Origin of the sequence: Nostoc sp. TCL240-02, from assembly GCF_013343235.1 — a bacterium.
Taxonomy (GTDB): domain Bacteria; phylum Cyanobacteriota; class Cyanobacteriia; order Cyanobacteriales; family Nostocaceae; genus Nostoc.
The window spans coordinates 3020466-3045861 of sequence record NZ_CP040094.1 but is presented as its reverse complement, the minus strand read 5'-3'; the positions used below and the strand labels follow the sequence as shown (position 1 = coordinate 3045861).

The 25396-nt window shown below is 38.7% G+C and carries 21 protein-coding genes and 5 pseudogenes; 14 read left to right on the top strand and 12 right to left on the bottom strand.

Going from position 1 to position 25396, the window contains the following annotated elements:
• Window positions 1-485: 485 nt before the first annotated feature.
• Entirely contained in the window at window positions 486-2927 is a 2442-nt protein-coding gene (locus tag FBB35_RS13005; protein ID WP_174709963.1) for a dynamin-like GTPase family protein, read from the top strand.
• Window positions 2928-3040: 113 nt separating this feature from the next.
• Window positions 3041-3421, top strand: coding sequence for a KGK domain-containing protein (locus FBB35_RS13000; protein WP_174709962.1), 381 nt, complete (start codon window positions 3041-3043; stop codon window positions 3419-3421).
• A 383-nt stretch (window positions 3422-3804) separates the two neighbouring features.
• Here the strand turns inward: FBB35_RS13000 and FBB35_RS12995 are convergent, their stop codons facing one another.
• From FBB35_RS12995 to FBB35_RS12980, 4 genes are all read right to left on the bottom strand, one after another.
• Complete coding sequence (locus FBB35_RS12995; RefSeq protein WP_174709961.1) at window positions 3805-4617, bottom strand: alpha/beta fold hydrolase; 813 nt, start codon at window positions 4615-4617, stop codon at window positions 3805-3807.
• Window positions 4618-4671: 54 nt separating this feature from the next.
• Entirely contained in the window at window positions 4672-5064 is a 393-nt protein-coding gene (locus tag FBB35_RS12990) for a carboxymuconolactone decarboxylase family protein (RefSeq protein WP_012412753.1), read from the bottom strand.
• A gap of 25 nt (window positions 5065-5089) precedes the next feature.
• Window positions 5090-5623 (bottom strand): TIGR02281 family clan AA aspartic protease, encoded by a 534-nt coding sequence (locus FBB35_RS12985; protein ID WP_254625987.1) that lies wholly within the window; start codon window positions 5621-5623, stop codon window positions 5090-5092.
• 282 nt (window positions 5624-5905) lie between these two features.
• Window positions 5906-6688, bottom strand: a complete 783-nt coding sequence (locus FBB35_RS12980; RefSeq protein WP_174709959.1) for a nucleoside phosphorylase — start codon at window positions 6686-6688, stop codon at window positions 5906-5908.
• 134 nt (window positions 6689-6822) lie between these two features.
• Here FBB35_RS12980 and FBB35_RS35765 point away from each other — a divergent pair, with 134 nt between their 5' ends.
• Window positions 6823-6948, top strand: a complete 126-nt coding sequence (locus tag FBB35_RS35765; RefSeq protein WP_368041834.1) for a hypothetical protein — start codon at window positions 6823-6825, stop codon at window positions 6946-6948.
• 127 nt (window positions 6949-7075) lie between these two features.
• Here FBB35_RS35765 and FBB35_RS12975 read toward each other — a convergent pair whose 3' ends face one another.
• Entirely contained in the window at window positions 7076-7897 is an 822-nt protein-coding gene (locus tag FBB35_RS12975; protein WP_254625938.1) for a cyclopropane-fatty-acyl-phospholipid synthase family protein, read from the bottom strand.
• A gap of 368 nt (window positions 7898-8265) precedes the next feature.
• On the opposite strand from FBB35_RS12975, the pseudogene FBB35_RS12970 reads away from it, so the two are divergent.
• A pseudogene (locus FBB35_RS12970) lies at window positions 8266-9289 on the top strand (IS4 family transposase).
• Window positions 9290-9473: 184 nt separating this feature from the next.
• Here FBB35_RS12970 and FBB35_RS12965 read toward each other — a convergent pair.
• Window positions 9474-9629: a hypothetical protein gene (locus tag FBB35_RS12965; protein ID WP_254625937.1), complete on the bottom strand. Its 156-nt coding sequence runs from the start codon at window positions 9627-9629 to the stop codon at window positions 9474-9476.
• A gap of 126 nt (window positions 9630-9755) precedes the next feature.
• Entirely contained in the window at window positions 9756-9944 is a 189-nt protein-coding gene (locus FBB35_RS12960) for a hypothetical protein (protein WP_254625936.1), read from the bottom strand.
• A 40-nt stretch (window positions 9945-9984) separates the two neighbouring features.
• Between FBB35_RS12960 and FBB35_RS12955 the strand changes: the two are divergent.
• Window positions 9985-10104 (top strand): annotated as a pseudogene (locus tag FBB35_RS12955) (hypothetical protein); the annotation flags it as partial.
• Between the two features lie 62 nt (window positions 10105-10166).
• Here FBB35_RS12955 and FBB35_RS12950 read toward each other — a convergent pair.
• Window positions 10167-11564 (bottom strand): hypothetical protein, encoded by a 1398-nt coding sequence (locus FBB35_RS12950; protein ID WP_174709958.1) that lies wholly within the window; start codon window positions 11562-11564, stop codon window positions 10167-10169.
• 527 nt (window positions 11565-12091) lie between these two features.
• Between FBB35_RS12950 and FBB35_RS12945 the strand changes: the two genes are divergently transcribed.
• Window positions 12092-12964, top strand: a complete 873-nt coding sequence (locus FBB35_RS12945) for a GNAT family N-acetyltransferase (protein WP_174709957.1) — start codon at window positions 12092-12094, stop codon at window positions 12962-12964.
• 279 nt (window positions 12965-13243) lie between these two features.
• Window positions 13244-13477, top strand: a pseudogene (locus FBB35_RS12940) (hypothetical protein); the annotation flags it as partial.
• A 195-nt stretch (window positions 13478-13672) separates the two neighbouring features.
• On the opposite strand, the gene FBB35_RS12935 reads toward FBB35_RS12940, so the two are convergent.
• The 4 genes and pseudogenes from FBB35_RS12935 to FBB35_RS12920 form a co-directional block, all read right to left on the bottom strand.
• Window positions 13673-14206, bottom strand: coding sequence for a hypothetical protein (locus FBB35_RS12935; RefSeq protein WP_174709956.1), 534 nt, complete (start codon window positions 14204-14206; stop codon window positions 13673-13675).
• A gap of 70 nt (window positions 14207-14276) precedes the next feature.
• Window positions 14277-14432, bottom strand: a pseudogene (locus tag FBB35_RS34650) (ChaB family protein); the annotation flags it as partial.
• Between the two features lie 361 nt (window positions 14433-14793).
• Window positions 14794-15816: an IS4 family transposase gene (locus tag FBB35_RS12925; RefSeq protein WP_174708137.1), complete on the bottom strand. Its 1023-nt coding sequence runs from the start codon at window positions 15814-15816 to the stop codon at window positions 14794-14796.
• 249 nt (window positions 15817-16065) lie between these two features.
• A complete protein-coding gene (locus FBB35_RS12920; RefSeq protein WP_174709955.1) occupies window positions 16066-16515 on the bottom strand; it encodes a pyridoxamine 5'-phosphate oxidase family protein in 450 nt (149 codons plus the stop codon).
• Window positions 16516-17538: 1023 nt separating this feature from the next.
• Here FBB35_RS12920 and FBB35_RS12915 point away from each other — a divergent pair.
• The 7 genes and pseudogenes from FBB35_RS12915 (at window position 17539) to FBB35_RS12885 (ending at window position 25174) form a co-directional block, all read left to right on the top strand.
• Complete coding sequence (locus tag FBB35_RS12915; RefSeq protein WP_174709954.1) at window positions 17539-17916, top strand: hypothetical protein; 378 nt, start codon at window positions 17539-17541, stop codon at window positions 17914-17916.
• A gap of 10 nt (window positions 17917-17926) precedes the next feature.
• A pseudogene (locus FBB35_RS34645) lies at window positions 17927-18610 on the top strand (caspase domain-containing protein); the annotation flags it as partial.
• Between the two features lie 1476 nt (window positions 18611-20086).
• Window positions 20087-20875, top strand: coding sequence for a peptidylprolyl isomerase (locus FBB35_RS12905; protein ID WP_174713627.1), 789 nt, complete (start codon window positions 20087-20089; stop codon window positions 20873-20875).
• Window positions 20876-21235: 360 nt separating this feature from the next.
• Window positions 21236-21451, top strand: a complete 216-nt coding sequence (locus FBB35_RS12900; protein ID WP_174709953.1) for a bromodomain-containing protein — start codon at window positions 21236-21238, stop codon at window positions 21449-21451.
• A 126-nt stretch (window positions 21452-21577) separates the two neighbouring features.
• On the top strand, window positions 21578-22129 hold the full coding sequence (locus FBB35_RS12895; protein WP_174709952.1) for an alpha/beta hydrolase: 552 nt from the start codon (window positions 21578-21580) through the stop codon (window positions 22127-22129).
• A gap of 103 nt (window positions 22130-22232) precedes the next feature.
• Entirely contained in the window at window positions 22233-22805 is a 573-nt protein-coding gene (locus FBB35_RS12890) for an HdeD family acid-resistance protein (RefSeq protein ID WP_174709951.1), read from the top strand.
• A gap of 296 nt (window positions 22806-23101) precedes the next feature.
• On the top strand, window positions 23102-25174 hold the full coding sequence (locus tag FBB35_RS12885; RefSeq protein ID WP_174709950.1) for a family 10 glycosylhydrolase: 2073 nt from the start codon (window positions 23102-23104) through the stop codon (window positions 25172-25174).
• Window positions 25175-25396 lie beyond the last annotated feature (222 nt).

The window sequence follows — 25396 nt, the reverse complement described above, 5'->3', positions numbered from 1 at the left end:
CATGACATTTGCCAAAAAATTCCTAAAAAGTATTCAAATATACAGATTTTTGATTTTATTTAAATTCAGGCTAAACAGGTCAATTTAAATTGCATAAAAGTCAATAGACTTGTAGAGACGGCGATTTATCGCGTCTCAAAAACCCAAAATTTTGGCCAGTAGCCCTTAATGAACCGTATTGCCATAAAAGTAGGGTGCGAAGATTTACCATAAAGTAGCCTTTACTACAAGCTAATCATTCGAGAAAAATGCTTGACGATTAGCTTAGTTGAAATTGACTACAGCGAAACGGATGAGTTGGCCTCGCCAACGTCATAATCAGACTTCTCTTCATATCAGCCTAATAAGTTTTTAACCAGACACGATCTTTGTGCGTTAGGTGATACCCAGTAACTAAATCGCATCAAATATCTCAGAAATACTACTGAACCATCAAGACAAGAAATGTAACTAATATATACATAAATATTGTCAGGATGCTGAATATGTCAGATTTACCGCTTCAGTGCAAAAATTTGAAAGAGCAAGTTGAGTCGATATTACAACTTTTACAACAAGAACCAAACCTACATTCCCAAGATATTACACCTGTACAAACTTCCCTAACTAAAGCGATTTCTCCTAAGTTTGAGATTGTGTTTGCAGGTGCATTTAGTACTGGTAAATCAATGCTAATCAATGCCCTATTGGAGAGAGAACTACTTTACAGTGCAGAAGGACACGCTACAGGTACAGAATGCAAAATTGAGTATGCAGAATTAGATAAAGAACGTGTTGTTTTAACGTTTTTAAGTGAAGCAGAAATTCGGGAACAAGCAGTTTATTTATGTCAGCAACTAGGATTTACAACAGTAACTAATATTAACCAAGCTGATGTAATTACTTTGCTACGTCAAGGTGCTGAAGCAATTATTCAGCAGGAGGGTGGCGAGAGTAAATCAGAACGCGCAAAACAGGCGAAGGCCTTAATGTTATTGCTAGAGGGATATATAGCAAACCGCGATCGCATCTACACGGTTAATAATGCTACATATTCAATGGAGCAATTTAACTTTTTTAACCTCAAAGAAGCGGCTGGATATGCCCGTCGTGGTAGTAACAGTGCAGTATTGAAGCGAATAGAATATTACTGTAATCATCCTCTGCTACAAGACGGTAACGTAATTATTGATACCCCTGGTATAGATGCACCAGTAGAGAAAGACGCACAACTAACTTATGCCAAAATTCAACATCCTGATACTTCGGCGGTGGTGTGTGTGCTAAAACCTGCTTCGGCGGGTGATATGACAAAAGAAGAAACAGAACTTTTGGAATTAATGCGGCAAAATGGGGGAGTACGCGATCGGGTTTTTTATGTTTTCAATCGCATTGATGAGACTTGGTACAATACCCAATTACGACAACGATTAGACGATTTAATCAGTGGGCAATTTGGTAATTCAAACAAGGTTTATAAAACCAGTGGATTATTAGGATTTTACGGTAGTCAGATTAAACAGACAAATCAACTAGATAGATTTGGTTTAGATTCTGTTTTTGCAGAAAGCATTAAAGGTTTAGATGGTATAGAAGAAACACCACAATTTGTCTATGCGTTTAACAACTACTGTGTAAATTCAGGAAAGTTATCTACTACTAAATTCCGTGTCTCTGTTAATGGCTATGAAACCCCAAATCAAAATTATGTGCGGATTTTGGGAGATTGGGGAAATGAACTGATAGAAAAGCTAATTCAAGATAGTGGTACTGAAGAATTTCGCACAGCTATTACTCGCTATCTTACAGAAGAGAAGCGTCCCCAACTATTTAAAAATCTGGCTGATGATTTGGAAGATGTTTGTATTAAACTGACAAAACATTATCAGAGTGTACAACGTAATTTAGATAGTCAACCCCAAGAAATTGAGAGTATGAAGCAGCAAGAGTTGCAACGCCTAAATCAGCAACTTCAGCAAATTGGTAGAGAATTTAGTGAGCATATCACAAAAGAAGTTAACCAAATAATTAATAATTCTTGTGATGCTTTTGAAGCAGATTTTAGGCAATTGCAATCACGAATGATTCGCCGTTTAGATGAATTGCTAGATACTTTTTCTGTAGCTTCTGCTTATCAACGTGCAACAATTAGCCATCCTCGCAACGCTACTGCACCTTTAATTGCTATTTTAGTAGAGGCATTTTATTACTTAGCAAATCAGTTAGAAGATATTTTGATTGAGTCATCTCAGCAAGTTGTTGCAAATTATTTTCAGCGATTGATTGAAAAGATTCGCAAGTCAGAATATTATCGGCAGTTGTATCGTTTATTAGATAATGATGGCGGCATTGAACAAGAGATCAGAAATTTAGAAAAAAGAGTTACTCAAGCATTAGTTAGTGCAGCTAGTGTAGAGTGCGATCGCTTCGTGCGAGAAAGTCCGAGATTTTATGACGAAGGCACTTTTTCTATCTATCAATTTCGCCAAACTTTATTACAAACTTCTCAAAGCTACGATGCTGAAAGTATTGTAGAAGCAGAACCAGCAATTAGGCAATTATTGAAGTTAGATTTTGAGCCAAAAGTTTCGCAAACTATTCGTAAATCTTTCCGTCAAACCATCAACCAAACGCTGAAAACTCAGTTGTTACCAATGGCGGAGCAGCAAGCAGATGAGATTTTGCAGCAATATCCACAGGCGCGTGCTTATTTAGAGAAAACACTGCAACAAGAAGCTGAAGAGAAAATCGCTTATAATCGCCGATTGTTGAGTGTTGTTGAAGAAAATATTGCAGCATACAATTCAGCAGCTTCTAGTATCAATAGTTGTTTACAGTCAATGAAACTATATGACCACTTCTTGCCTGTGATTGGTGAGTATTTTGATACTGATGATAAGTTCGCTAATAATGGATTTATGGTTTCAGATGTGGGGCAAAATCTTTAACTTTAATCTCAAAGATAATTGGAGATAATTTTAGTAATTAGTGAATACTAAAGCATTCACTAATTGCAACTTTGTGTAAAGTAGAAAATTTTCATATATATATTGAGGTTGATATGGAAGATGGATTCAAGGCAATAGAGTGTAAAGGTGGCGATGTTTTAGATTTCGGGGACAACACATATAAAATTGCGAAATTTAAGCAAGCAATGGATACCTCATTTAACTCCACGCTAGAAAATACATTGAATGAAGAATTAAGTAAACAAGGAGTAGATATAAAAGAGTCTCCAAATGTGAACTGGTTTCAAGAAGGTATCGATTGTGAAATTTTAACACTAGGTTCTAAAAGCTGGAAAAAGGGGAAAGTTGAAATTAAGATAAGCGTTGAATTTTATGTTGTAGAGGAAGATGTAGAAATACCTAACAACGAGAATTCAGAAATCGCTGAATTAGAATCTCCTCTTGACGATCTTCGCCGCATGATTCATGAGTAAAATTAGTCAACAGTAATTTACATATCGCAATTATATTTGATTTGTGAAAATCTAAAGGTTTAGATTCCTGGCTTCTTTAATAAGCCAGACATTTTGTTGTTAACGAATGATTTACGCTTGCTATAACTCAATAAACTTGGGTTATACCATTTCTTTGTGAGGCTCTGCCAAACCCTCTTAACTTCTTCTTCCTTTGTGTCCTACCCTGCGGGAAGCCACTTCTCTACTAGACGCTCCGCGAACGTGTCTATGTGTCCTTCTCTAACGAGATGCTGCGCGTAGCTTGCTTCGACCTAGGAGTATGCGGTTCGTTTTTCTTTCTTGACTTATCGCGATTCCCTACCCTTAAATTTTTTTGTTGTCCTGACAATTTTTCGGGAGCGTTAAATAGTGTAGGCTGGCTTCAATTTCCCCAAGAAGTTTAGCATGGCTGAAATCACAGTATCCGGCGACTCAATTAAGAAGCCATGACCACCACCTTCGAGAACTACAAGTTCAGAGTTGGGAATGCCTTGAGCAAGTTGCTGGGAAAATTTTAGAGGGGTGAGAATGTCTTGTTTGCCAACAAGAACTAGGGTAGGACAATGAATTTTTTGAAGGCGATTTGTTGTGTCAAAGTCAAGCATGGCTTGGCTGTGATGATGCAGTGAATGAGTCGCTGGTGGGAAAGGATATCTGATTGCAAATTCTATCAGACCTTCGATCATGCCAGGAATCGAGTAGAAGGTATCTGTAAATATCCAGGGTAATACGACTTTTTCATAAAGTTTCAGGTCTACATTAGCGCAGAGTTCGCCCCAAGTCTCAATGATGCTGTTGAATAATCCATCACCCTTTGCCAGTGACGAAAGCAGCATTAAACTTTGCACCTTTTCAGGATGTGCTAATACTAACTCTTGGGCTATCTGACCACCCATTGAATGACCTACTAGATGCACCTTATCGATCGCAAGATGATTGAGCAATGCTGCTACATCATTAGCCATCTGCTTTAGACTATAGGGGGTTTCGGGAGCTGAACTTCGCCCCATACCTCGGTTATCTAAGCGAATAACTTGATACTGCGAAATCAGCGATGGCATAATTAACGACCAATAGGCATGATCGCAAAGGAAGCCAGCTATTAATAGCAAAGGCTCACCCGTTCCCTTAATGTCGTAGAACAAATCAATCCCGTTAACCTGAAGCTTTGGCATAGTCAAGAATTCTGCTAAACCCGATCTGAAGCAGGGATAGACAACGCTACATTCCTACGTCTTAAATCTCTCGTCCACCGGAATTTGATAGCCGTTGGCGAGGCGATTGGTCATGTTGGCAGTAGCTGCGATCGCCATGAGTTCCCCGAACATGGTATCATTCATCCCCTTGGCCCGCGCTCCTGCTGTGTGCGAAGCGATGCAATACTCACAGCCATTCGTCGCACTCACGGCGATATAAATTAGTTCTCGCATCAGTGGATCAATTTCGCCGGGGCTAGTCATCACTTCTTTCACCGCTTGCCAAGTTCGTTGCAAGGTAGGGGGATGATTAGCTATGGCTTTCCAAAAGTTATTGATATAGTCATTCTGGCGGGTGACGCGAATGTCGTCATATACTGCCCGGATTTCGTCGCTGGCTTCTTCGTATTCAATCAGCTTAGTCATGTTTCTATGTTTTTACTTCCAACCATTAGCGGTGATGAAATTCGACCTCTCTCTCCAGAATCTTAATATCATACTTGCCGAAGAAATCGTGACCCAGTAAGCCGATGCTGGCTTTGGGTGCGATCGCTACCTGAAGATTATTGGCTGTAACTCCACCTGCTGCAATAGATTTTACCTTACTGGTTGGAAATTCTACTTCGCTACCATCGGCAATTTGGGCTTGCATTGTACCTGTAGTCTGGAGTTTAAGTGTATTTGCCATACTTTGAGTAATAATAGTCCCGCTAGCACCAGTATCTACAATCATTTCAAAGGTTTTTTTGTCATTGAAGGTAACGTCAATCACAGGAGTTCCACCAAAGCGGCGTTTAATTAAGACTCGAAAAACTTTGTCGTCTGAAGGTGCGGCTATATTGCCACAAAGTCTTTCTAATCCAACGGTTTTACCGGAGGACGTTACCATGTAACATGCTCCTGGATCGTCAGCTATTGCCTGATGAGAGAATGTTAAAAATATCAGCGTTGGGATTAGTGCGTAGGCATAGCTCCTCCTAGACATCACAGTTGAAGTCATGGTTTTAATCCCATACCTAAAAATATTATTCATATTAGCTTTCACTCAAATTTTTCAATATTTATTGAGATCTAAATTGCTTACAATTTTTACTTTTAAGAGTTAAACAATGTGTTTATTTTTAGGATATTTATGGTAATTTTATATATTTTTAGAATATAGAAATTGCCGTTATGTAAGCTATTCTAGCTAGAATTACTGACTAAAAAATTAAAGATTGGGTGAAGACATGATGAAACTACTGAGAGTTAACTTATCAAGTAAATATTAATTGTCTGACTTAAAGATTGCTGCTGCATTTACAGCAATTGCGATCGCATTTTTCACAGCAATATCCCTCTGTTCTAAGATGATATTTTCACTCGTGGTACGCCCAGCAACTACACCGCAAACAGCAGCAGCAGCAAAATTGTACACACCTGCCATTTTGAATAGTGTGCCGGATTCCATCTCATAATTCAAGATATTCAAGCGCCGATATTCTTCTGTGATGCCATGCAGCGATCGCATTAAATTTGGATTCGCGGAATCAGTGCGTTCTTGTCCTTCGTAAAAAGTATCAACTGATGCCGTAATTCCGATGTAATGTTCAACCTTTAATTCTCGCGCGGCTTTAACTAAAGCAACTGTCAGAAAAGGATCGGCTGCGGCTGGATATTCCACAGGCGCAATGTCATAAGCTGCACCTTGGCGACATAATGCTGCACTGCTAATAACAACGCTACCGACTGGTATATAAGGTTGAATTGCTCCGCAAGTTCCAATGCGAATAATTTGCCGAATTCCTACTTGTATCAACTCGTTGACTACAATACTTAATGAAGGCGCACCCATACCACTTGTAGCCGATAATATGCTGCGGCCATTTGGTAAATATCCTACATAGCTATTGAGTCCGCGATTTTCCGATAATAAGCGGACATCTTGGAAATAAGTTTGGGCAATTAGATGCGATCGCTCTGGCTCACCAGATAATAGGGCAATGCTGGGAGGCGATGAACCTAAATCATCTTGTCCAAAGCCAATGTGATAAAAGCGTTTATTTGCCATTTAATGGTACTCGCACACTTATTGCAGATTGGAGCATTTCTTGTTGTTGGCTACAACTAAGGAACCAAGAATTGCTCTCGATATGGTTAGGCGATCGCTAAATTATTAGGACTTATGCAATTAACTTGTCACCCATGAACCAACAAGTATTGACCGTTACCAAGAATTTCACCATCACAACCGTCAAAATACACAATGCACAAGAGCAAATAAAGTCTCCACATCCGGCAGAACTTTCTATAGTTCATGCCATAATTTAAATCTTTGACTTTAGCTTGATTTTGGTCAAAATTCATCAACCAATTTATCAGAGTCTTTGAGTAGTTAGCACCATTTAAATACCATTGATTAATAGTTTTCAGGTCTGTATTAATCTTTGGTATGACATCATAAATAACTCCACACCCGCATGTTTGGAAAAACATATTTGTCGATAAAAGGATGGGTTATATTATAAGGTAATCTGGTTGTGATTATGTGAATTAACACCTTGCCATCATCTTTGAGGAGAGAAGCCAGTTTTTGAAATGATTTCGTTAAATTCCCTACATGTTCAAACAGGCCAATCGCCATAATTTTATCAAACTTATTCTCAAAATCAATATCATTAAAGTCCTTTTCATATAGAGTGAATCTATCTGAACTGAGGTAACTGGTAGAGTCTCGTATTTTTTTACGCATATATTCGCATTGCCCGTGGCTCAAATTAAGAGCCGTTACTTTCACATGCGGAAACCGGGAAAGAATGTAATTTGATGCAGAACCCCAACCGCATCCCAAATCTAAAATTTCGTCTCCGTCTTCGATGCCTGCTTTTGCGATCAAATCATTGAGCATGTGCATTTGAGCTTGCTCAAGGTTAGATGCTCCTTTTTCCCATAAAGCCATTGTGTATTTGGGATATAAAAGTTCTGTCTCTTTTAACATCAGACTGAACATTTCTTCGGGTAGGTTGTATTGAACCTTCATTAGTTCGTGTGACCCTTCTGCAAGGCGATCGCTTTCTTGCAACAGCCATTCATAGGGAACTAAAAGAGAAGGAAAATATTTGTAGCTGATTTGCATGGAGAGATTTAAAAGGGATTTAAGCAGAGGATCGGGGATTTTTAGCCCATTGATATAAGCCTCTGCTCCTGCCATTACGATTGCATTGAATGCAGCGATCGCTGTGCGGTTAGCTTGGTAAGCAATTCGGTTTTTGTTATTCACATCTACTAAAAGAGTATGTCTTTGGATCTTGTGTGTAATCTTGGAAGTCATGTATACATTATCTTAGATTTTTAGTTATATTAAATTTATGACAAAACTAAATACTCGTGTTTTTCAATTTCGGTCTGCGATAAATCCCAAACTCCCATAAAATAAAGAATTTATCACTACCTGATGCTACTTAAAGTGGTAAAAGACGAGAAATAAAATTGAGAGTCAGAAAATCAATCTATGTATTAAAAATTAATATTTTTTTATGAAGTTTAATAAGAATATAACCAGAAGTGTTGAATGTTAAGAAAAATCCGATAAAAATAGCCCAAAATATGGTAGTTTTGGGCTAAGGCTTAAAATATATTAGTTTGATTGTGATTATAAATTCATTTCCCAAAATTGTCAAAGATATACTGAAAAGCCTGCCAAAAAACGATTATCCAGTATTGAACAGTCGTCTGTTTTTTGAGTGCTGGCTATCCTATGCCCTGGATAACAGCTTAACAAGTATGCGAGATTTGTTTAACAGATTAAATAACAATTGTTTTGAGGTAGATATTTCTACTTTCTCTAAAGCAAATTTACATCGAAGCCAAAAACCTTTTCAAGAGATTTACCAAAAATTAAATGAATTAGTACAGAAGAAAGTTCAAAAAAAGTTACACAATAAATATGCAATTTGTCCAATAGATTCAACAATTATTACTCTCACAAGTAAATTGTTATGGGTACTAGGTCATCATCAAGTCAAGCTGTTTAGTTCCTTAAATCTCTCCACAGGAAGCCCAGAAGATAACTTCATCAATTTTGGACATGACCATGATTATAAATTTGGTTCCAAAATGATGTCTAGTCTCCCAATAAATGCTGTTGGAGTAATGGATAGGGGGTTTTGCTGGATTAAAATTTATCCAAGAATTAGTACAAGAAAACAAATATTTTGTTTTGCGGATAAAAAACAATTGGAAACTAGAATTTGATGGCTCAAATGGATTGGTCAAAGTTGGTGCATCTGATGATGCTCAAGCTTATAGAGTAATTAATTTCTGTGATTTAGAGACAAAAACCGAGTTTCGCTTAGTGACTAATTTACCAGAGTCGGGAGATGCAGCTGTTCATGATGATGAAATTAGGGATATTTATCGATTACGTTGGGGAGTTGAATTGTTGTGGAAGTTTTTAAAGATGCACTTAAAACTTGACAAACTCATTACCAAAAACGTCAATGGTATTACCATACAAATTTACGTGAGCTTGATAGCCTATCTGATTTTACAGCTTTTATCTATTCCCGAACAATGGGGACATACACTATTAGATAAATTCCGCTATCTTCAATCTTGTATGTGTCAGAAAATCAGCTATGTTCATTGGTTTGAGGAGATGATGTTTTGCTGACTAATTTAAGCTTTTGAGACTTAGTGTAACTAATAATGTAAAGTTTTGTATCAGCATTCAACATTTCTGGAATATAACGTGCCCTTAATTAATAGTGTTTCTCTTCGAGTTGCAAAAATATTTTATCAATTGCATTTAAATTTTTAACACCATAGGGAACACCATATTTTCCCTCGTAATGAACTTAGACTATTATCCAAAGTCCTGCTTTACCTAAAATCTCCTCTTTCCCATATCTAAGTTGTCTTTCAGCCGCAACTATGCAATTGAGATGCTTGGGTGGATAGAGAAAATGATCGTAAGCTAATGCCATCTGTCTAGCAGCTTCAGTATATGGCACTCGTCCTATTTCCGTACCCAATCCAGGACAGGCAATGGTATTAAGCTGTCGCGCCTACAAGTTGCACCATTTTTCAATAAAAGCTGGAAACCCTGTCCCTGCCCCCCTGCGGTCTCAATGTGCAAATTAAAAGCTTAACAGCTTAATTTTTTGCCTAGCGTGTTGATTATGGTGGCGAACTGCCAGCAGCATCGCCCACATCGCAATATAAGGAATATCTGTCCCAGCAATAATCATGGGAACTCGCATCGTAGGAGTATGAGCCAAAAAAGGATGTTTGTGATGACCTGTTTCCACAATTATTGATGTTCCCACAGGCTGTTCGCCCAAATAATCTCAAGAATGCGCTGCTGGACTCTTGATTCGGGCAGAAGTAGCGCTGGCGCGAATGTTTGGGTATTCTACAGGATTGCGATCGCTCACTTCTGGTATGGCTACTTTTTCAATGGAGTTTGCCTGCTATCGCCAGTCCTAAACTCATTAACATCTTGATTTAGTTTTTGGGGACACAGCAGAACTGTGTTCCTTTTAATTTTCTTAGGGTTTGGAATCATCTGCTCCATTGAGCAAATTATCACTATCTACTTGATTTGGTGCTGTATTTGAAATAGCTATACTATTAGCTACTTGTTTTTGCGAGATATTGGAACCATCTACATCGACTGATAATTCATTAGTAACTTGTTTATATTCAAGATTATCTCGGTTAGCACCTGCTATTTCTTCTGCTTTCCCGATAAAATCCTTTGCAAGTCGTTCACTAAAACCAACAACAAATGCTATTACAAAAATCAAAGACCTTTGTTGGTCTTGAGATGATTCTTGATTGGTAGTTGGATTTAGCTTTAAGACGCTGGGATTAATAAACATTAATATGATTCCAGAGTTAATTAAAGCTAAAAATAAAACAGAAAATGCTCCACCAATCATTGGTTTAAAAGCACCGACAAGAAATGGAGTTAGTGGATCGGAATATTTCTTTTTTTGAAATTCTTCAATTCTGATTAAAATACTGATAATACTGCCTAATGTTCCTGCCGAAATAGCTAAACTTAGCTGGAGAAGAAATTCATTATACTTCGCATTTATAGATTGCCTTTTGCTATATTGTGCATTTAATTCAGCAAGACTATTATTTAGATTTGTTAATTCTGTACTTTTAAATTCTGCATTTTTTTGTGATATTGTATTTAATTCTTTAATTTCTTCTTTGCTTGTTTTTAATTTAATTACATCATTTTCTGGAGCAGGATTTTTGTTTTCTGATTGATTTTGAATTTCTTCTACTCGTTTATCTGTATATTTTTGGATATCTTTAATTTCATTTTGTAAAATATCCTTACTTAAATTATAGTTATTGTTATTGTAATAATTAACTAGTTCCGAGAATATCCAAAGTCCGGCGATAGAAGAAAAAGTAATTCCTCCATATATAAAAACGGCACTTATCAATCCAAAAATTACTTTAGTTGTCGTTGATGGTGAGCGATGGACTGATAGAAATGGATTGATAATAAATCCTGTTAGAGGATGTTCATATTTGCAAACAATTTGTTCAACATCAAATCTGATTGCCTGGGCAATATTTAGATTTGATGAAGATTCATGCAAAGCTTCTATGGCAAATATTAAAGTTTTAGAGAGTTCAGTCAGTTCTCTTTGAATTGTATCCCTATTATCAGGGATAAATATTTTGGGTATTTTATCCCACCAAATTTTTTGTGGCGCATTTCTATTAATAAGTTTTTGTAGTCTATTAAACAAAATAATTATTTGAGATATTTCTTTACCTGCTGCAACTAATCCTTCTTGTTTAGTTGGATCGGCAAAATCATTTAAATTATTCTTGTAAAAATCTTTTATCAGTGCCTGAATCAGTGTCCTACCCTCATCTAAATTCCAATCATTCTTAGTTATGTTTTGATTAAAAATCATTTTATCTCCAATTATTTTCTAATGTTTATAGATGTTGAATAAGGGTAGTGAATATCTATGAATTACTTTGATGGAATTTGCCAAAATACTCACTCAACCTCGTACTTGTATTTATCATTCACTTTTTAGCATGGAATATACGATTGTGCAGCAAATAGTACACTCAATAGTACTTTTTGTCATCAGATATCGCTGCGGTTAGAACTTAGGGAGATTTCAAATACCCTTTTTAAGGGGGTTAGGGGCAATTCATGAATTGCCCCTACGATTATCTGTGCCTCACCAAGCTACAATCTTCTGTATAACTAGAACCTGGCTTTTTACAGTATCTGGAAAACCTCTCTCCTAAAAGGAAAGGAGAGAGACTTTGAATTTTCCCCTTTCTGTGTTGGGAAGGGGGTTAGATTTTTCGTAAACTTTTAGAGATGACCTGAATTGCCAGAGTTAGAACAAACTTCACAAGGGCATTACTACTATTCCCGAAATCGCTTATTCGGTAAACTGAATTGGATACTCAGGAGTTTTTTGTGGCTATTTTGAGAACTCTTCAACCTGGAGATGAAGTATCACTAGAAGCATTTCTCTTACAACACATAGATACTTCTATGTTTTTGCGCTCTAATTGGCGGGCTGCGGGACTGCTTGATGAAGGTGCAAGATTTCAAGGAACCTACGTAGCAGCCTACTTAGATGAAAGTATAGTAGCAGTTGCAGCCCATTTTTGGAATGGGATGATTATAGTCCAAGCGCCTGTATATTTGCCAGAGGTGGTGCAAGCAGTTGTGGCACAATCTGGACGTGGTATTTCTGGAATTAGTGGCCCAGCAGCACAAGTTGAAATGACAAAAAGCATTTTGGGACTTAGCAACCGACCAACTCAGCTTGATGAAGCTGAAATATTGTTTTCTCTAGCACTACAAGACTTACAAATACCTGAAGCTTTAACGTCAGCAAAGGTGCAGTGTCGTTTGCCGTATCCAGAAGAGTTGGAATTACTCACCGAATGGTGCGCTGCTTATAATGTGGAAGCTTTAGGAAAAAACCATACTCCAAGTTTAAGACTTGCTTGCCATTCAGTAATTGAAGCACGTCAAGATATGGGTATGCATTGGGTTTTGGTAGCAGGAGATACTTTAGTTTCTTACTCTGCTTTCAATGCCAGTCTACCTGATATTGTACAAATTGGTGGAGTGTGGACACCGCCAGCGCTGCGGGGGAAAGGCTATGCCAAAAGTGTGGTAGCTGGCTCGTTGTTAGAAGCGCGATCGCTGTTAGTAAAACGTGCCATCCTATTTACAGGTGATAATAACCAAGCAGCCCAAGCAGTTTATCGAGGAATTGGCTTTTTGCCTACTGGCGAGAAGTATGGCTTAGTCTTATTTGAAGAGACTCAGGCTTAAGAAATGTTGGGGTGAACTTTGGAGGCGCAACACTTACGCGCTGCTATCCATTTATCCTTATCCTTTTTCTGGATTTGCTGGAATTGATTTTGTAGTATGTGCTGATGGCTCGGGGTAAATTTGCAGCAGAAGGCGAGAAATTTATGCTGCCCCATTCTGCAAGATGTTAAGTTACTCAAAAACAATTAAATCATAATAGAACTGAGAGTTTCATCATCACAACTGCTTTATGATGTATAAACCGACCCACCGCGATCGCCAAAAGATGTATTGCCAACCATGTACGATCTTCCCAGTGAAGACCCAGAGGAGCCTGGTTTGCCCGATCAGTTTCATTTATTGCAACCTCGTTTGTTAGACGAAACCTTTCGTCCACAGAATTATTCTAGTGACGAGATATTTGTTGCTAGCGATCTGAATCTTTATTACGATCCGCGCCATCCACTGTAGCATAAGCGACCAGATTGGTTTGCCGTTTTAGGTGTTTCCCGTCTCTACGAACAAAGAGATTTACTGGCTTGTCGTTAGACATCGCTCGGCGTTGAACCCGATGTAGATACTTAGAGACTTCCAAATAAAAAATATCCCATTGCTTTAGGGCAGGGGGGCAGGGAGCATACTTCGACTACGCTCAGTAACCGGGGGAGCAGGGGGAGAGAAAGTCGTAGTGAAGTCCAGAAATTGGATAATTTATTTTTTGGAGTTCCTTTAATTCCTCACAAGTTTGCTTTTTTGTGAATAGTCTGTATAGCCTTGAATATTCTCTGGTTCAAATTCACGGAGTACGCGCGTAGCTTCGCGTGTTAAATCCTCATTTCCGGTAACTACAATTAGGTATTTACCAGCATTCAGACGGTTACGATAGGGTAAAGCATCACCACTGCCAACTGTTATGCCGGTTCCTCGACCGATTAAACCAGCGCCCAAAGCACCGGCTATAGCTCCTAATATACCAGCAAGAAATTCATTGCCAAATCGAGCAAACTGGGGAAATATTTCAATTTCTGTAAGATAGTTGAACGCATAACCTGCAACAAATCCAAAAGGTACAAGCCACAAAAAGAGCCGAGTTGATTGTTTGCGGGCTTGCTTGTCGGGATCAATCATTCCAAATTCATCAGCACTTAAATAACCATCGCCCAAAATATTAACTTGTGAAGTTGGCAAGCCTGCTTTTTCTAGAGCCGAGTAAGCGGCTTCTACTTGTATTCGATCTGGTAAAACTGCAACAAGGTAATTCATAAGACCAAACTTCCTTCTTAACAAAGATTTTTTGTAGCAGCATCAATAAAACTGTTAAATGCAATCTGAGCTATTCTGATTTTTTATGCCAGTGCCCATTGCTGCCTTTTTCATAATCGCGCTTTACCGCACTCCAAGCAACTCGAAAAGCACTTTTTTCTTCTCCATATTCTTCTTGACCATTGTTAAATGCAGCCAGAAAAATTTCTTGAGCGTGCTTGGGTAAGTGATTTTTGACTTAATCAGGTAAGTCTGCAATCTCTTGGTAAGGCATAAATTTCTTTTCCTTACTCGATGGAGTAATGTTAAATATAGCGATTATCGGCCCTTGTAAGGTAAAAAAACTTCACCTACCAACCCTAAGAGCAAGCTAGGAGAGGGCTAGATGTACCTTATGTAGACTAAGAATTGGCATTGAGGATGTTGTCAGCAAAAATTGCCCCTGCGCCAGCACCGATAAAGCCTATTCCTTTTAAAAAATTTCGCCGTTTTATATCTAAAGGCAGACGCTTTTAAGCCAGAAATGTTGAATGCTGATACAAAACTTTACATTATTAGTTACACTAAGTCTCAAAAGCTTAAATTAGTCAGCAAAACATCATCTCCTCAAACCAATGAACATAGCTGATTTTCTGACACATACAAGATTGAAGATAGCGGAATTTATCTAATAGTGTATGTCCCCATTGTTCGGGAATAGATAAAAGCTGTAAAATCAGATAGGCTATCAAGCTCACGTAAATTTGTATGGTAATACCATTGACGTTTTTGGTAATGAGTTTGTCAAGTTTTAAGTGCATCTTTAAAAACTTCCACAACAATTCAACTCCCCAACGTAATCGATAAATATCCCTAATTTCATCATCATGAACAGCTGCATCTCCCGACTCTGGTAAATTAGTCACTAAGCGAAACTCGGTTTTTGTCTCTAAATCACAGAAATTAATTACTCTATAAGCTTGAGCATCATCAGATGCACCAACTTTGACCAATCCATTTGAGCCATCAAATTCTAGTTTCCAATTGTTTTTTATCCGCAAAACAAAATATTTGTTTTCTTGTACTAATTCTTGGATAAATTTTAATCCAGCAAAACCCCTATCCATTACTCCAACAGCATTTATTGGGAGACTAGACATCATTTTGGAACCAAATTTATAATCATGGTCATGTCCAAAATTGATGAAGTTATCTTCTGGGCTTCCTGTGGAGAGATTTAAGGAACTAAACAGCTTGACTTGATGATGACCTAGTACCCATAACAATTTACTTGTGAGAGTAATAATTGTTGAATCTATTGGACAAATTGCATATTTATTGTGTAACTTTTTTTGAACTTTCTTCTGTACTAATTCATTTAATTTTTGGTAAATCTCTTGAAAAGGTTTTTGGCTTCGATGTAAATTTGCTTTAGAGAAAGTAGAAATATCTACCTCAAAACAATTGTTATTTAATCTGTTAAACAAATCTCGCATACTTGTTAAGCTGTTATCCAGGGCATAGGATAGCCAGCACTCAAAAAACAGACGACTGTTCAATACTGGATAATCGTTTTTTGGCAGGCTTTTCAGTATATCTTTGACAATTTTGGGAAATGAATTTATAATCACAATCAAACTAATATATTTTAAGCCTTAGCCCAAAACTACCATATTTTGGGCTATTTTTATCGGATTTTTCTTAACATTCAACACTTCTGCTTTTAAGCGGATTCAGCATTATCTTTATCTATCATGGATTTTTCGTAATTAATAATTAAAAGAATACTTCTTTTTTGCCATTTTCATCCAAAAACTACGACTTTAAATCGTTCCTAATTATTAATTACGAATTAGAAATGATTTAAAATCGTGATTTTATCAAAAACTAATTGTTTGTGACTTAAAACTCGATGTACTATCCCAGTAATTAACCTGGTTAATATTCACCTTAAGCAAAGCAATATCGGGTTCGTCCAATCCTTTAGGAAACCAGGTTTGAAGTTCCGGCTTCCATAACTCTCGCATCTTGTTGTGGTCTTTCACAAGTTCTGATGTTCCTGAGATAGAAACATATTGCTGTTGTTCGGGTGATGAGAAACTAACATTAACTTGATGGTGGTGTTCAATCTCAGTTACCTTGTAAGAACCAGCATAAGTAAAGAACCAGAGCGTTCCTTCAGAGTTGATCTCATTACTTTTTGACATGGGGTAACTATGCAAACTGCCATCATCATTGACTGTGGTAAACATACCATAATCAATATTTTTGATTAGCTCATGCAGCTTTTGAATTTGTTGATTGCGATCTGTATCTGTATAAGTTGCCATTGTTTGTAAGTAATTTTTTCTCTGTTTGCTATTTCTTGGAGTTTAATCTTTTATTACAACCAGACTTAATGGTAGTAAAGTTATTTTCCAGTATTAACTATTTTTGTTTAAATTGCATAAGTCTATAGATGGAATTATCCTAAAATCATCTTTTTTGGTTATGTCTATAGAGATATTAGTTAAAAATGTTCTATAAATTTTGTACTAAATTCATCCTCCCTCTGTAACTTTAGGGTGATGAATTTATAGCAACCTGGAATCAATCGTAAGGAAATGCGTAAACTAAAATCTCAGACCAAATGTCATTTTGCTTGCAGAAAACACTTAAATAAGTAAGTAAACTGGGGTTTGAGAAAGTCAAACGTCATTTTGCTTGCGGAAAACACTTAAATGAGTAAGCAAACTGGGGTTTGAGAAAGTGAAATGTCATTTTGCTTGCGGAAAACACTTAAATAAGTAAGTAAACTGGGGTTTGAGAAAGTCAAACGTCATTTTGCTTGTGGAAAATACTAAAAGGAGTAAGTCAAATGGCATTTTGAGAAAGCATTTAAAGCTTTTGAGAAAGCATTTAAGTATTTTGAGAAAGTAAACAGGCTTTTCGAGAAAGTAATTAGACTTTTTGATAAAGTAATCAGCAAATATACTTGACGATTAAAAATCACAGTTGCACATAAAAAGATCCCGTTCGCCTGTGGTGTCTCGTAGAGAAGAGTACAAAGCCGACGCTCAAATAAGGCAAAAACTTTTCGGTAACTGTAAAATTTTATATGACATCCAGCAGCGATCGCTCTCGTATTGCTAAATTAATCGAGAAAATCAAAATCAAGCCTAGTTTGCTGTGGTAAGCAATAGCATCTATTTTTACTTTGCAGTATGCTTCTTACTCATAGCACGCTATATATCTATATATATTGTTAATTGTTAAAATTCCTATTTTCGACAATCCAGACCGGAATTATTACTAGTTGGATTGTATCAGATACTTATGATAATTTAAGCATTAACCACAATTAGAGGTTGAAAATGGCGAGTACATCCAACGTCCAGATTAACATCGCCCTGCGAGAGCCTGGTTTAGATGACGATGAACTGCAAGCTGAAACGCAGAGACTATTACAACAGATGTTGGAACTGGATGAAGTGGAAGATGCTAGTCTTTTTCGTGAAGCAGAAGCGCCAGCAGGGAGCAAGTCATTTACAGGGCTGGCTGTAGGTTGGCTAACAGCACAGGTGAATGCCAAGAATATTAAAGCATTGATGGGATTTTTAAGCGATCGCCTTGGCAGCAAAACTATTGAACTAGAAATTGAGGCTAATGGCAAGAAACTGAAAGTCAAAGCCAGCAGCCGGCAAGAGCTAGAAGCAGCAATTGAGGCAGCACAGAAATTCGTAGCAGGGTAGAGTATTTCAAATGGCAAAAGTAGCATTGCTGATTGGGGTGAGTGAATATGAGCCTGGGTTAAACCCGCTACCTGCTGCTGTCAAAGATGTTGAAGCGATGCAGCAAGTGCTGTTACACCCAGAAATGGGCGGCTTTACTGAGACAGATATTATGGTGCTAAAAAATCCACAGCGCCAAGATATGGAAGAAGCTATCGAAAATCTATTTGCCCATCGTCAAAAAGAGGATTTGTTAGTTCTCTTTTTCTCTGGTCATGGCATTAAAGATGACACAGGCAGACTTTTCTTAGCAACCCGCACCACACGCAAAACTCCCAGAGGAGATTTAATTCGCTCATCAGCAGTAGCAGCCAGTGTTGTCCATGAAAGCATGAGTCGCAGCCGTTCTAAGCGTCAAGTTGTCATTTTGGATAGTTGCTTTAGTGGTGCTTTTGCTGAGGGTTTATCAGCAAAGGATGACGGCAGTGTAAATATCCGTGAGCAATTAGGAGGAGAGGGACGGGCTGTTCTCACATCATCTAGTTCAACTCAATATTCCTTTGAGCAGCAGGGGTCAGACCTCTCAATTTATACCCGTTATTTGATAGAAGGAATTACAACAGGTGCAGCTGACTTAGATGAAGATGGGGTTGTGTCAATTGACGAGTTGCATGAGTATGCCAGCAGAAAAATTAGAGAAATACAGCCGACGATGAAGCCAGAAATCTACACGAGTAGAGAAGGCTTTAAGATTCGACTTACAAAAGTTCCGCAAGGTGATCCCAAGCAGAAGTATCGCAAAGAAGTAGCGCGATACAGTAATCGTGGAGATGTTACTTTTGTAGGTCGCAAGATTTTAGATGCACTCAGGAATCGCTTGGGACTATCCGAAATAGAAGCAACTGCAATTGAAGATGAAATGTTAGCAGCTGCTCGTCAAGAATTTCGAGAAAAGTTACAGCGATATGAAAGAGACTTCACAGAAGCACTCCAGCAGCAAGTAGCTCTCAGCGAAGATGATATCAATATGCTACGTCTGAATCTTCAGCAAATTTTAGGGCTGAGGAATGAGGATACCATGCCAATTGAGACACAAATCACTGCACAAATTGAAGTTTATAAACAGCATCTACAACAGTATAGGCAGTTGTTAGCTAAAGCAATGCGACAAGAGTATCCTGTTAGTCAAAGTACTAGCGAACAATTGAAGCAAATGCAGCGTCAATGGCAAATTACTGATCAAGATTTAGCTTTAATTGAAAGCCGCATTATTGCTGAAATAGAAGCATATCGACAAAATTTGCAGCAATATGAACAGATATTTACTAGAGTAACACAGCAGCAGTATCCTCTTGGTGAAGTAAAGCGTAATGAACTACGACAAAAACAGCAAAAATTAAGTCTAAAAGATGAAGATATTGCTTTAATTGAAAGCAGAATTACTGGTCAGATTGAAGTTTACCTGCAAAAGTTACAACAGTATGAACAAGCTTTTATAAAAGCAACACAGCAGTATCCCTTGAGTACAACACAGCGTAATCAACTGCGTCAAGAGCAGCAAAAATTAACACTACAAAATGAAGATATAGCTTCCATTGAAGCTCGAATTACTGTTGAGGTTGAAGCCTACCTGCAAAAATTACAACAGTATGAACAGATATTTACTAGAGCAACACAGCAGCAGTATCCCTTGAATACAGCGCAACGTAATCAACTGCGGCAAGAACAGCAAATATTAGAACTAAAAGATGAAAATATTGCTCCAATTGAAAATCGAATTAAGGCTCAGACTGAAGCCTACCTGCAAAAGTTACAACAGTATGAACAAGCTCTAATTCAAACAATTGAGCATGAGTATCCGTTTAATGAGGAGATTCGTGAGGAATTAAAGCGATATCAGCAAATTTTAGAACTTGGGGATGAAGAAGTAGCACGAATCGAAGAAAAAATTGTTAGGCAAAGAGAGACAAAACTAATTCAATCTCAGCAATTAACTACTGTTGAACCGTTAGAAGCTACTTTACCACCAGAGCTTTCACCAAGCCAACAAACAATTGCCCCGGTAGAGATTGCTACTCCTATCAGGCAACAAGAACGTAGCTCTGAAACTCTTAGTTTCAGAAACTCTCAGCCAGCAGTAAATACTCAGAAAACCTCTGTTCCTACTTCTAGTAGAAATTTTCCTCCGTTGATGGTATTTGGCGGTATTGCTGTCGCCGTGAGTCTTGCATTTGGAATTTACTCAAGCCAACAGATTTTTCGACCAAGTGAAAATCCTCAGAGCACTGAGGTTGAGTATAGTCCAACAACTTCTGCTTCCACTAATAGTCCAGCTAAAACTAATTCAACTAAGGCTTCCAAAACTACTAATGAAACTATTCCGGGAATAGCATATTTACCACGCCTCGAAGGTAAGGCTACTGTGGTGATGACGGTTAAAGGCCAGCCGATTACTATCGAAGTAGATGGTACTAATGCTCCTATTACAGCTGGCAACTTCGTAGATTTAGTGCAAAAAGGTGTGTACGATGGTTTAACTTTTCATCGAGTTGTACACGAACCTCAACCATTTGTGGTTCAAGGGGGCGATCCTCAAAGCAAAGATCCAAAAGTTCCAGTATCTCAATTGGGAACTGGTAGCTATATTGACCCAAAAACGGGAAATGCTCGCTACATACCTTTAGAAGTTAAACCGAAAGGTTCGGATACTCCAATTTACAATAAACCATTTGATGCTACCGCTCAACCTGTCGTGTTGCCCCATAAACAAGGTGCAGTGGCGATGGCGCGATCACCGCAATCACTAGATTCTGCTTCTGCTCAATTTTACTTTGCTTTAGCGGATTTAGGGTTCTTAGATGGCGATTATGCCGTATTTGGTCATGTCACTCAAGGCTTTGATGTAGTGAACAAGATTCAGGTAGGCGATCGCATTGACTCTGCTAAAGTTACTCAGGGAGCGGAAAATCTGAAAATATAATAGACATCTGGTGACAATTAATTCTGCGTTGCCCGAAATCCTTAGTAGGGGCGTAGGCTCTGCCTTCCCGTAGGGTACGACCGTTCACCCTTAGATCATTTCACCAGATGTCTAATAATATATTGCAGCAGCGATCACCATAATCACCATAGTTATCATACTTACGATGTCTTTTCATAACTTGTTCTCAGCGTGCTAATTTAGCTAATCTTGCCAATAGAGTATTCCTACTTTAAGATGATGTAAAATTTGTACCCTCAGAATGAGCCTCTTCAACCTATAGCAGGAGTGTCATCTTCCATTAAGCATCTACTATGAAGAACTAGGAAATAAAATTGCAGTATATCTGCCTTTGAAGTTATGGACTGGAAGTACAGGTGGAAAAATGGCTATAAACCAAGCCGAGATGAAGCGGCAAAAAACCCTCATTTATTAGATGAGAGTCAGTTCGATAACGCTCAAGACCGACAGCTAGCTGAAGAATCTGCAAGGAAGCATTTAGGCATACCTGCACCAACCTTAGACGAGGAGAAGTCAATACTACCTCATGCAGCTTCGCCTAACGAACAACTTTGATAACATCATTTTCAAAAATTTTTGCAACAAATAAATTAAATTGGCTATAGGGGCGTACAAATGTGCACCCCTAATTATGTATCTCTAGGACTATGTACGCTCCACACCATAAGGAAGTTCGACAAAATGCAGATTTCTCAAATTTTAAATCGATTAAACAATAGTAAAATCACTAAATTACTCAGTCAAACAGTAGCTTTAGGCTTAGGTGCTATTGTTTTGCTCTCAAGTACTAATGCCAATGCTGCCGAGCAAGTTGTTTTAAAGTATGGTACTTTTCAGGGGCAAATCTCTGTTCAAGAATTAAGTCAGTTTACAGAAACAGGCAAGACTACCCCCACATTACAAGCCTATTTAGAGGCAGCCAAACAAGACCCAGAAGTAGCTCGTAAGGCACTGAAAGCCCCAATAAAAGCCGATCCCGCCTTTTTAAATAACTTACTGTCTAGCTGGGCAGGGCCAATTTTAGTTAACCAAATTGGTGAAGTAGTTCACCCTCCCGCAGGGCAACTAGATCAGCAGGCGCTGCGAAGTGCTTTAAGTGCATCTATTCAACAAAAGGGTGAAGTTACACTCCTTGGAGCTATTCAGAATTATCCTAATACTTCTGTTGAACTTGAAGGCGATCGCCTTATCTCTGTTTATGAACGTTTAAGCAGTCTTGCAGAACTCTTATAAGAGCTAGTTGCTGCTGAAATTTAATACCCATGAGTCTATCTTAGGGTTGTATACTGTGAGTAAAAAATTCCCTAACGTAATTGTAGAGTTAGGGAAAGTTTATATGACAACCAACATTTCTAGAGATATTAACAAAAATCTTAATGGGTCACTGATAAGTGGTGTTCTTTTAAGTATTTTGGGGGTGATTGCGATCGCAGCGCCTAATTTCACCACCCTATTCGCTGAGACTTGGATTGCGGTGATTTTGATTTTCGCCGGATTTACAAAACTAGTTTATGCCACTCAAACTCGCAACCAAGGAGGTTTTATTTGGAAACTTTTATTAAGCGGACTCTATATTGCAACGGGCATAATGCTGTTTGTTTATCCTTTTACGGGTATTCTCACACTGACTCTGTTGCTTGGCAGCTTTTTGCTGGCTGAAGGTACATTCGAGTTAATTCTGGCATTCCAGTTACGTCCGCAAGAAAATTGGACGTGGGTACTAGGTGATGGCATTATTACCCTAGTCTTAGGCGCGATGATTTGGTTCCAGTGGCCCTTCAATGCGCCCTGGCTTCTTGGTACACTAGTTGGTATCAGCATTATTTTCACTGGCATTTCCCGCGTGATGTTATCGTTAAACGCGCGTTCTACCTCAAATCCTCCTGAGCAAGCTGCAAATCCTACTTAGTAGATAGGGAATGGGGAATAGGGAATAGGGAATAGGGGATAGGGAATAGGAAAGAGCAATTATCAATGCCCAATAGACATCATCGGAAAAAGAATGTAGAGACGTAGCACCGCTACGTCTCTACAAGAGTTCTGGGTAACGCATATTTAATTTCTGGAGATGCCCAATTCCCAATTCCCAGACAAAGTTTACAAGAGATTGCAGCAGCGATGCCTACGGCTGGCTATGCCTACGCCAAGAAAATTGCTAAATTAACTAAGGAAATCCAAATCAAGGCCAGCTAGCTGCAATCAACAATGGTATCTATTGCTACTCCATTCTCGGATATTCAAAACCATTGGGCACGCTTATTTATTACAGCCTTAGCCCAACGTGGTATTGTTAGTGGGTCGCCAAATGGCACATATCGCCCCGATAACTCACTCACTCGCGCTGAATTTGCCGCCATCATCGCCAACGCATTTGGCACAGTTACCAAGAAGCGGCAATATTTACCTTTTGTGGATGTACCCATAAATTATTGGGCAGCAGCAGCCATTCAAACAGCTTACGAAAAAGCATTTATTAGCGGCTTTCCTGATAAAAGTTTCCGCCCCGCCGAGCGAATTACTAGGGCGGAAGTTTTAATTTCTTTGGTAGCGGGCTTAGAACTTGCCACCAAGGTAAAACCAGACCTTCTCTCAACACTCCCACAAATTTATCAAGATTCTATTCAGATTCCTGGGTATGGCAGAAATCAAGTAGCTATTGCCACTAGCGCTGGATTAGTGGTTAGTTACCCAAATATCAAATTACTCAATCCCAATCTTGCAGCTACCCGTGCAGATGTAGCAGTAATTATTTATCAAGCTTTGGTGTATTTAGGCAAAGCAGAAAAAATTACCTCTAGTTACTTAGTACAGCCGCCAACACTAACACCAATACCAATACCAACACCAACGCCAATACCAACGCCAACACCAACACCCGCACCTGTCGGTAGCGTTAGGGTAAATCATAGTCGGGAATTTCGGGGGGCGTGGGTAGTATCTGTGTGGAATGGTGACTGGCCTTCAAAACCGGGACTTGCTGTTGCTCAACAGAAAGCAGAATTAACTGAGATTATTACTAAATTACAAGCCTTAAACTTCAATGCCCTTATCTTTCAGGTGCGACCAGAGGGAGACGCTTTATATGAATCGCAATTAGAGCCTTGGAGTGCTTGGATTACAGGAACTCAGGGGAAAGCACCAGAACCATTTTACGATCCTTTAGCGTTTGCGATCGCAGAATGTCATAAACGCAATATTGAACTTCATGCTTGGTTCAACCCCTACCGCGCCAGCACTTCCACCGACCCAGCTAAAACAGTCCGTCCTCACATCGCAGCGACAAATCCAGAAAGCGTTTATTTGTGGAAAACTCAACGCTGGATGGACCCAGGATTGAAAATAGTTCAAGATAGAGCTTACAACGTAATTCTCGATGTGGTGAAGCGCTACGATGTTGATGGCATTCACTTAGATGATTATTTCTATCCATATCCCATCGAGGGACAACCTTTCCCCGATAACAAAACTTATGCTGCATATCAAGCAGCTGGTGGTTCACTCAACCTTGGCGACTGGCGACGGGACAATGTTAACAAAATGGTACAGCGCCTCTACCAGGGAATTAAAGCAACCAAACCTGACGTAAAATTTGGTATTAGTCCTTTTGGGATTTATCGCCCAGGACAACCCACAGGTATTACTGGGTTGGATGCTTATAATGTGTTGTATGCCGACTCGAAAAAATGGTTAGAAGAAGGTTGGATTGATTATATTGCGCCTCAACTTTACTGGCGCACAGATCAACCACAACAAAGTTATTCGGCGTTGCTACAGTGGTGGACACAGGTAAACACAAAGCAAAGACACGTTTACGCTGGTAACAATTTGACAGAACCAAGCAATAAAAGTCGAGAAAGTGATGAGATTGAAAAGCAGGTAAAAATTAGTCGTAGCCAAGCTGGACGGTTGTCACTGGGGAATATCTTCTTTAATCTCGGTGTTTTGACGCAAAATAGTCAGGGCATTGCTGATAAATTTCAAAGTCTGCTTTATAACAAACCTGCGCTACCGCCAACTTTGCCTTGGCAAGATACAACACCACCCCCTCCACCCATTGGATTACAAGTCAATAACCGCAAACTGAGTTGGCAGCCTGGAGATAATCAGCCAGTTCGTTCTTGGACACTTTATCGGCAAACTGGCGATACTTGGACAATTCAGCGAATTTTGTCTGCTGGCACAACCTTCGCTACCGTTCAACAAGCGGGAACTTATGCCGTATGTGCGGTGGATAGATTGGCCAATGAGAGTGCGGGAACAGTGATTACAGTGAGTTAAACAAAAGTGCTGCTTAGACATCTCAAAAAATGATGTAGGCACAATTGATGAATTGTACCTATCGACAATTTATTTGTTGAAGTTCTCTAATGTGCAAGTCTGCTTGCATAGTTTCGGCATAGCGATATCTATCCTTTTGAGGAACAATTGAGATTTGCATAGGTTTTAAGGAACGGATTAACCTTTCGGTAGATTAAGACAGAATCATCAAAACTGTATATT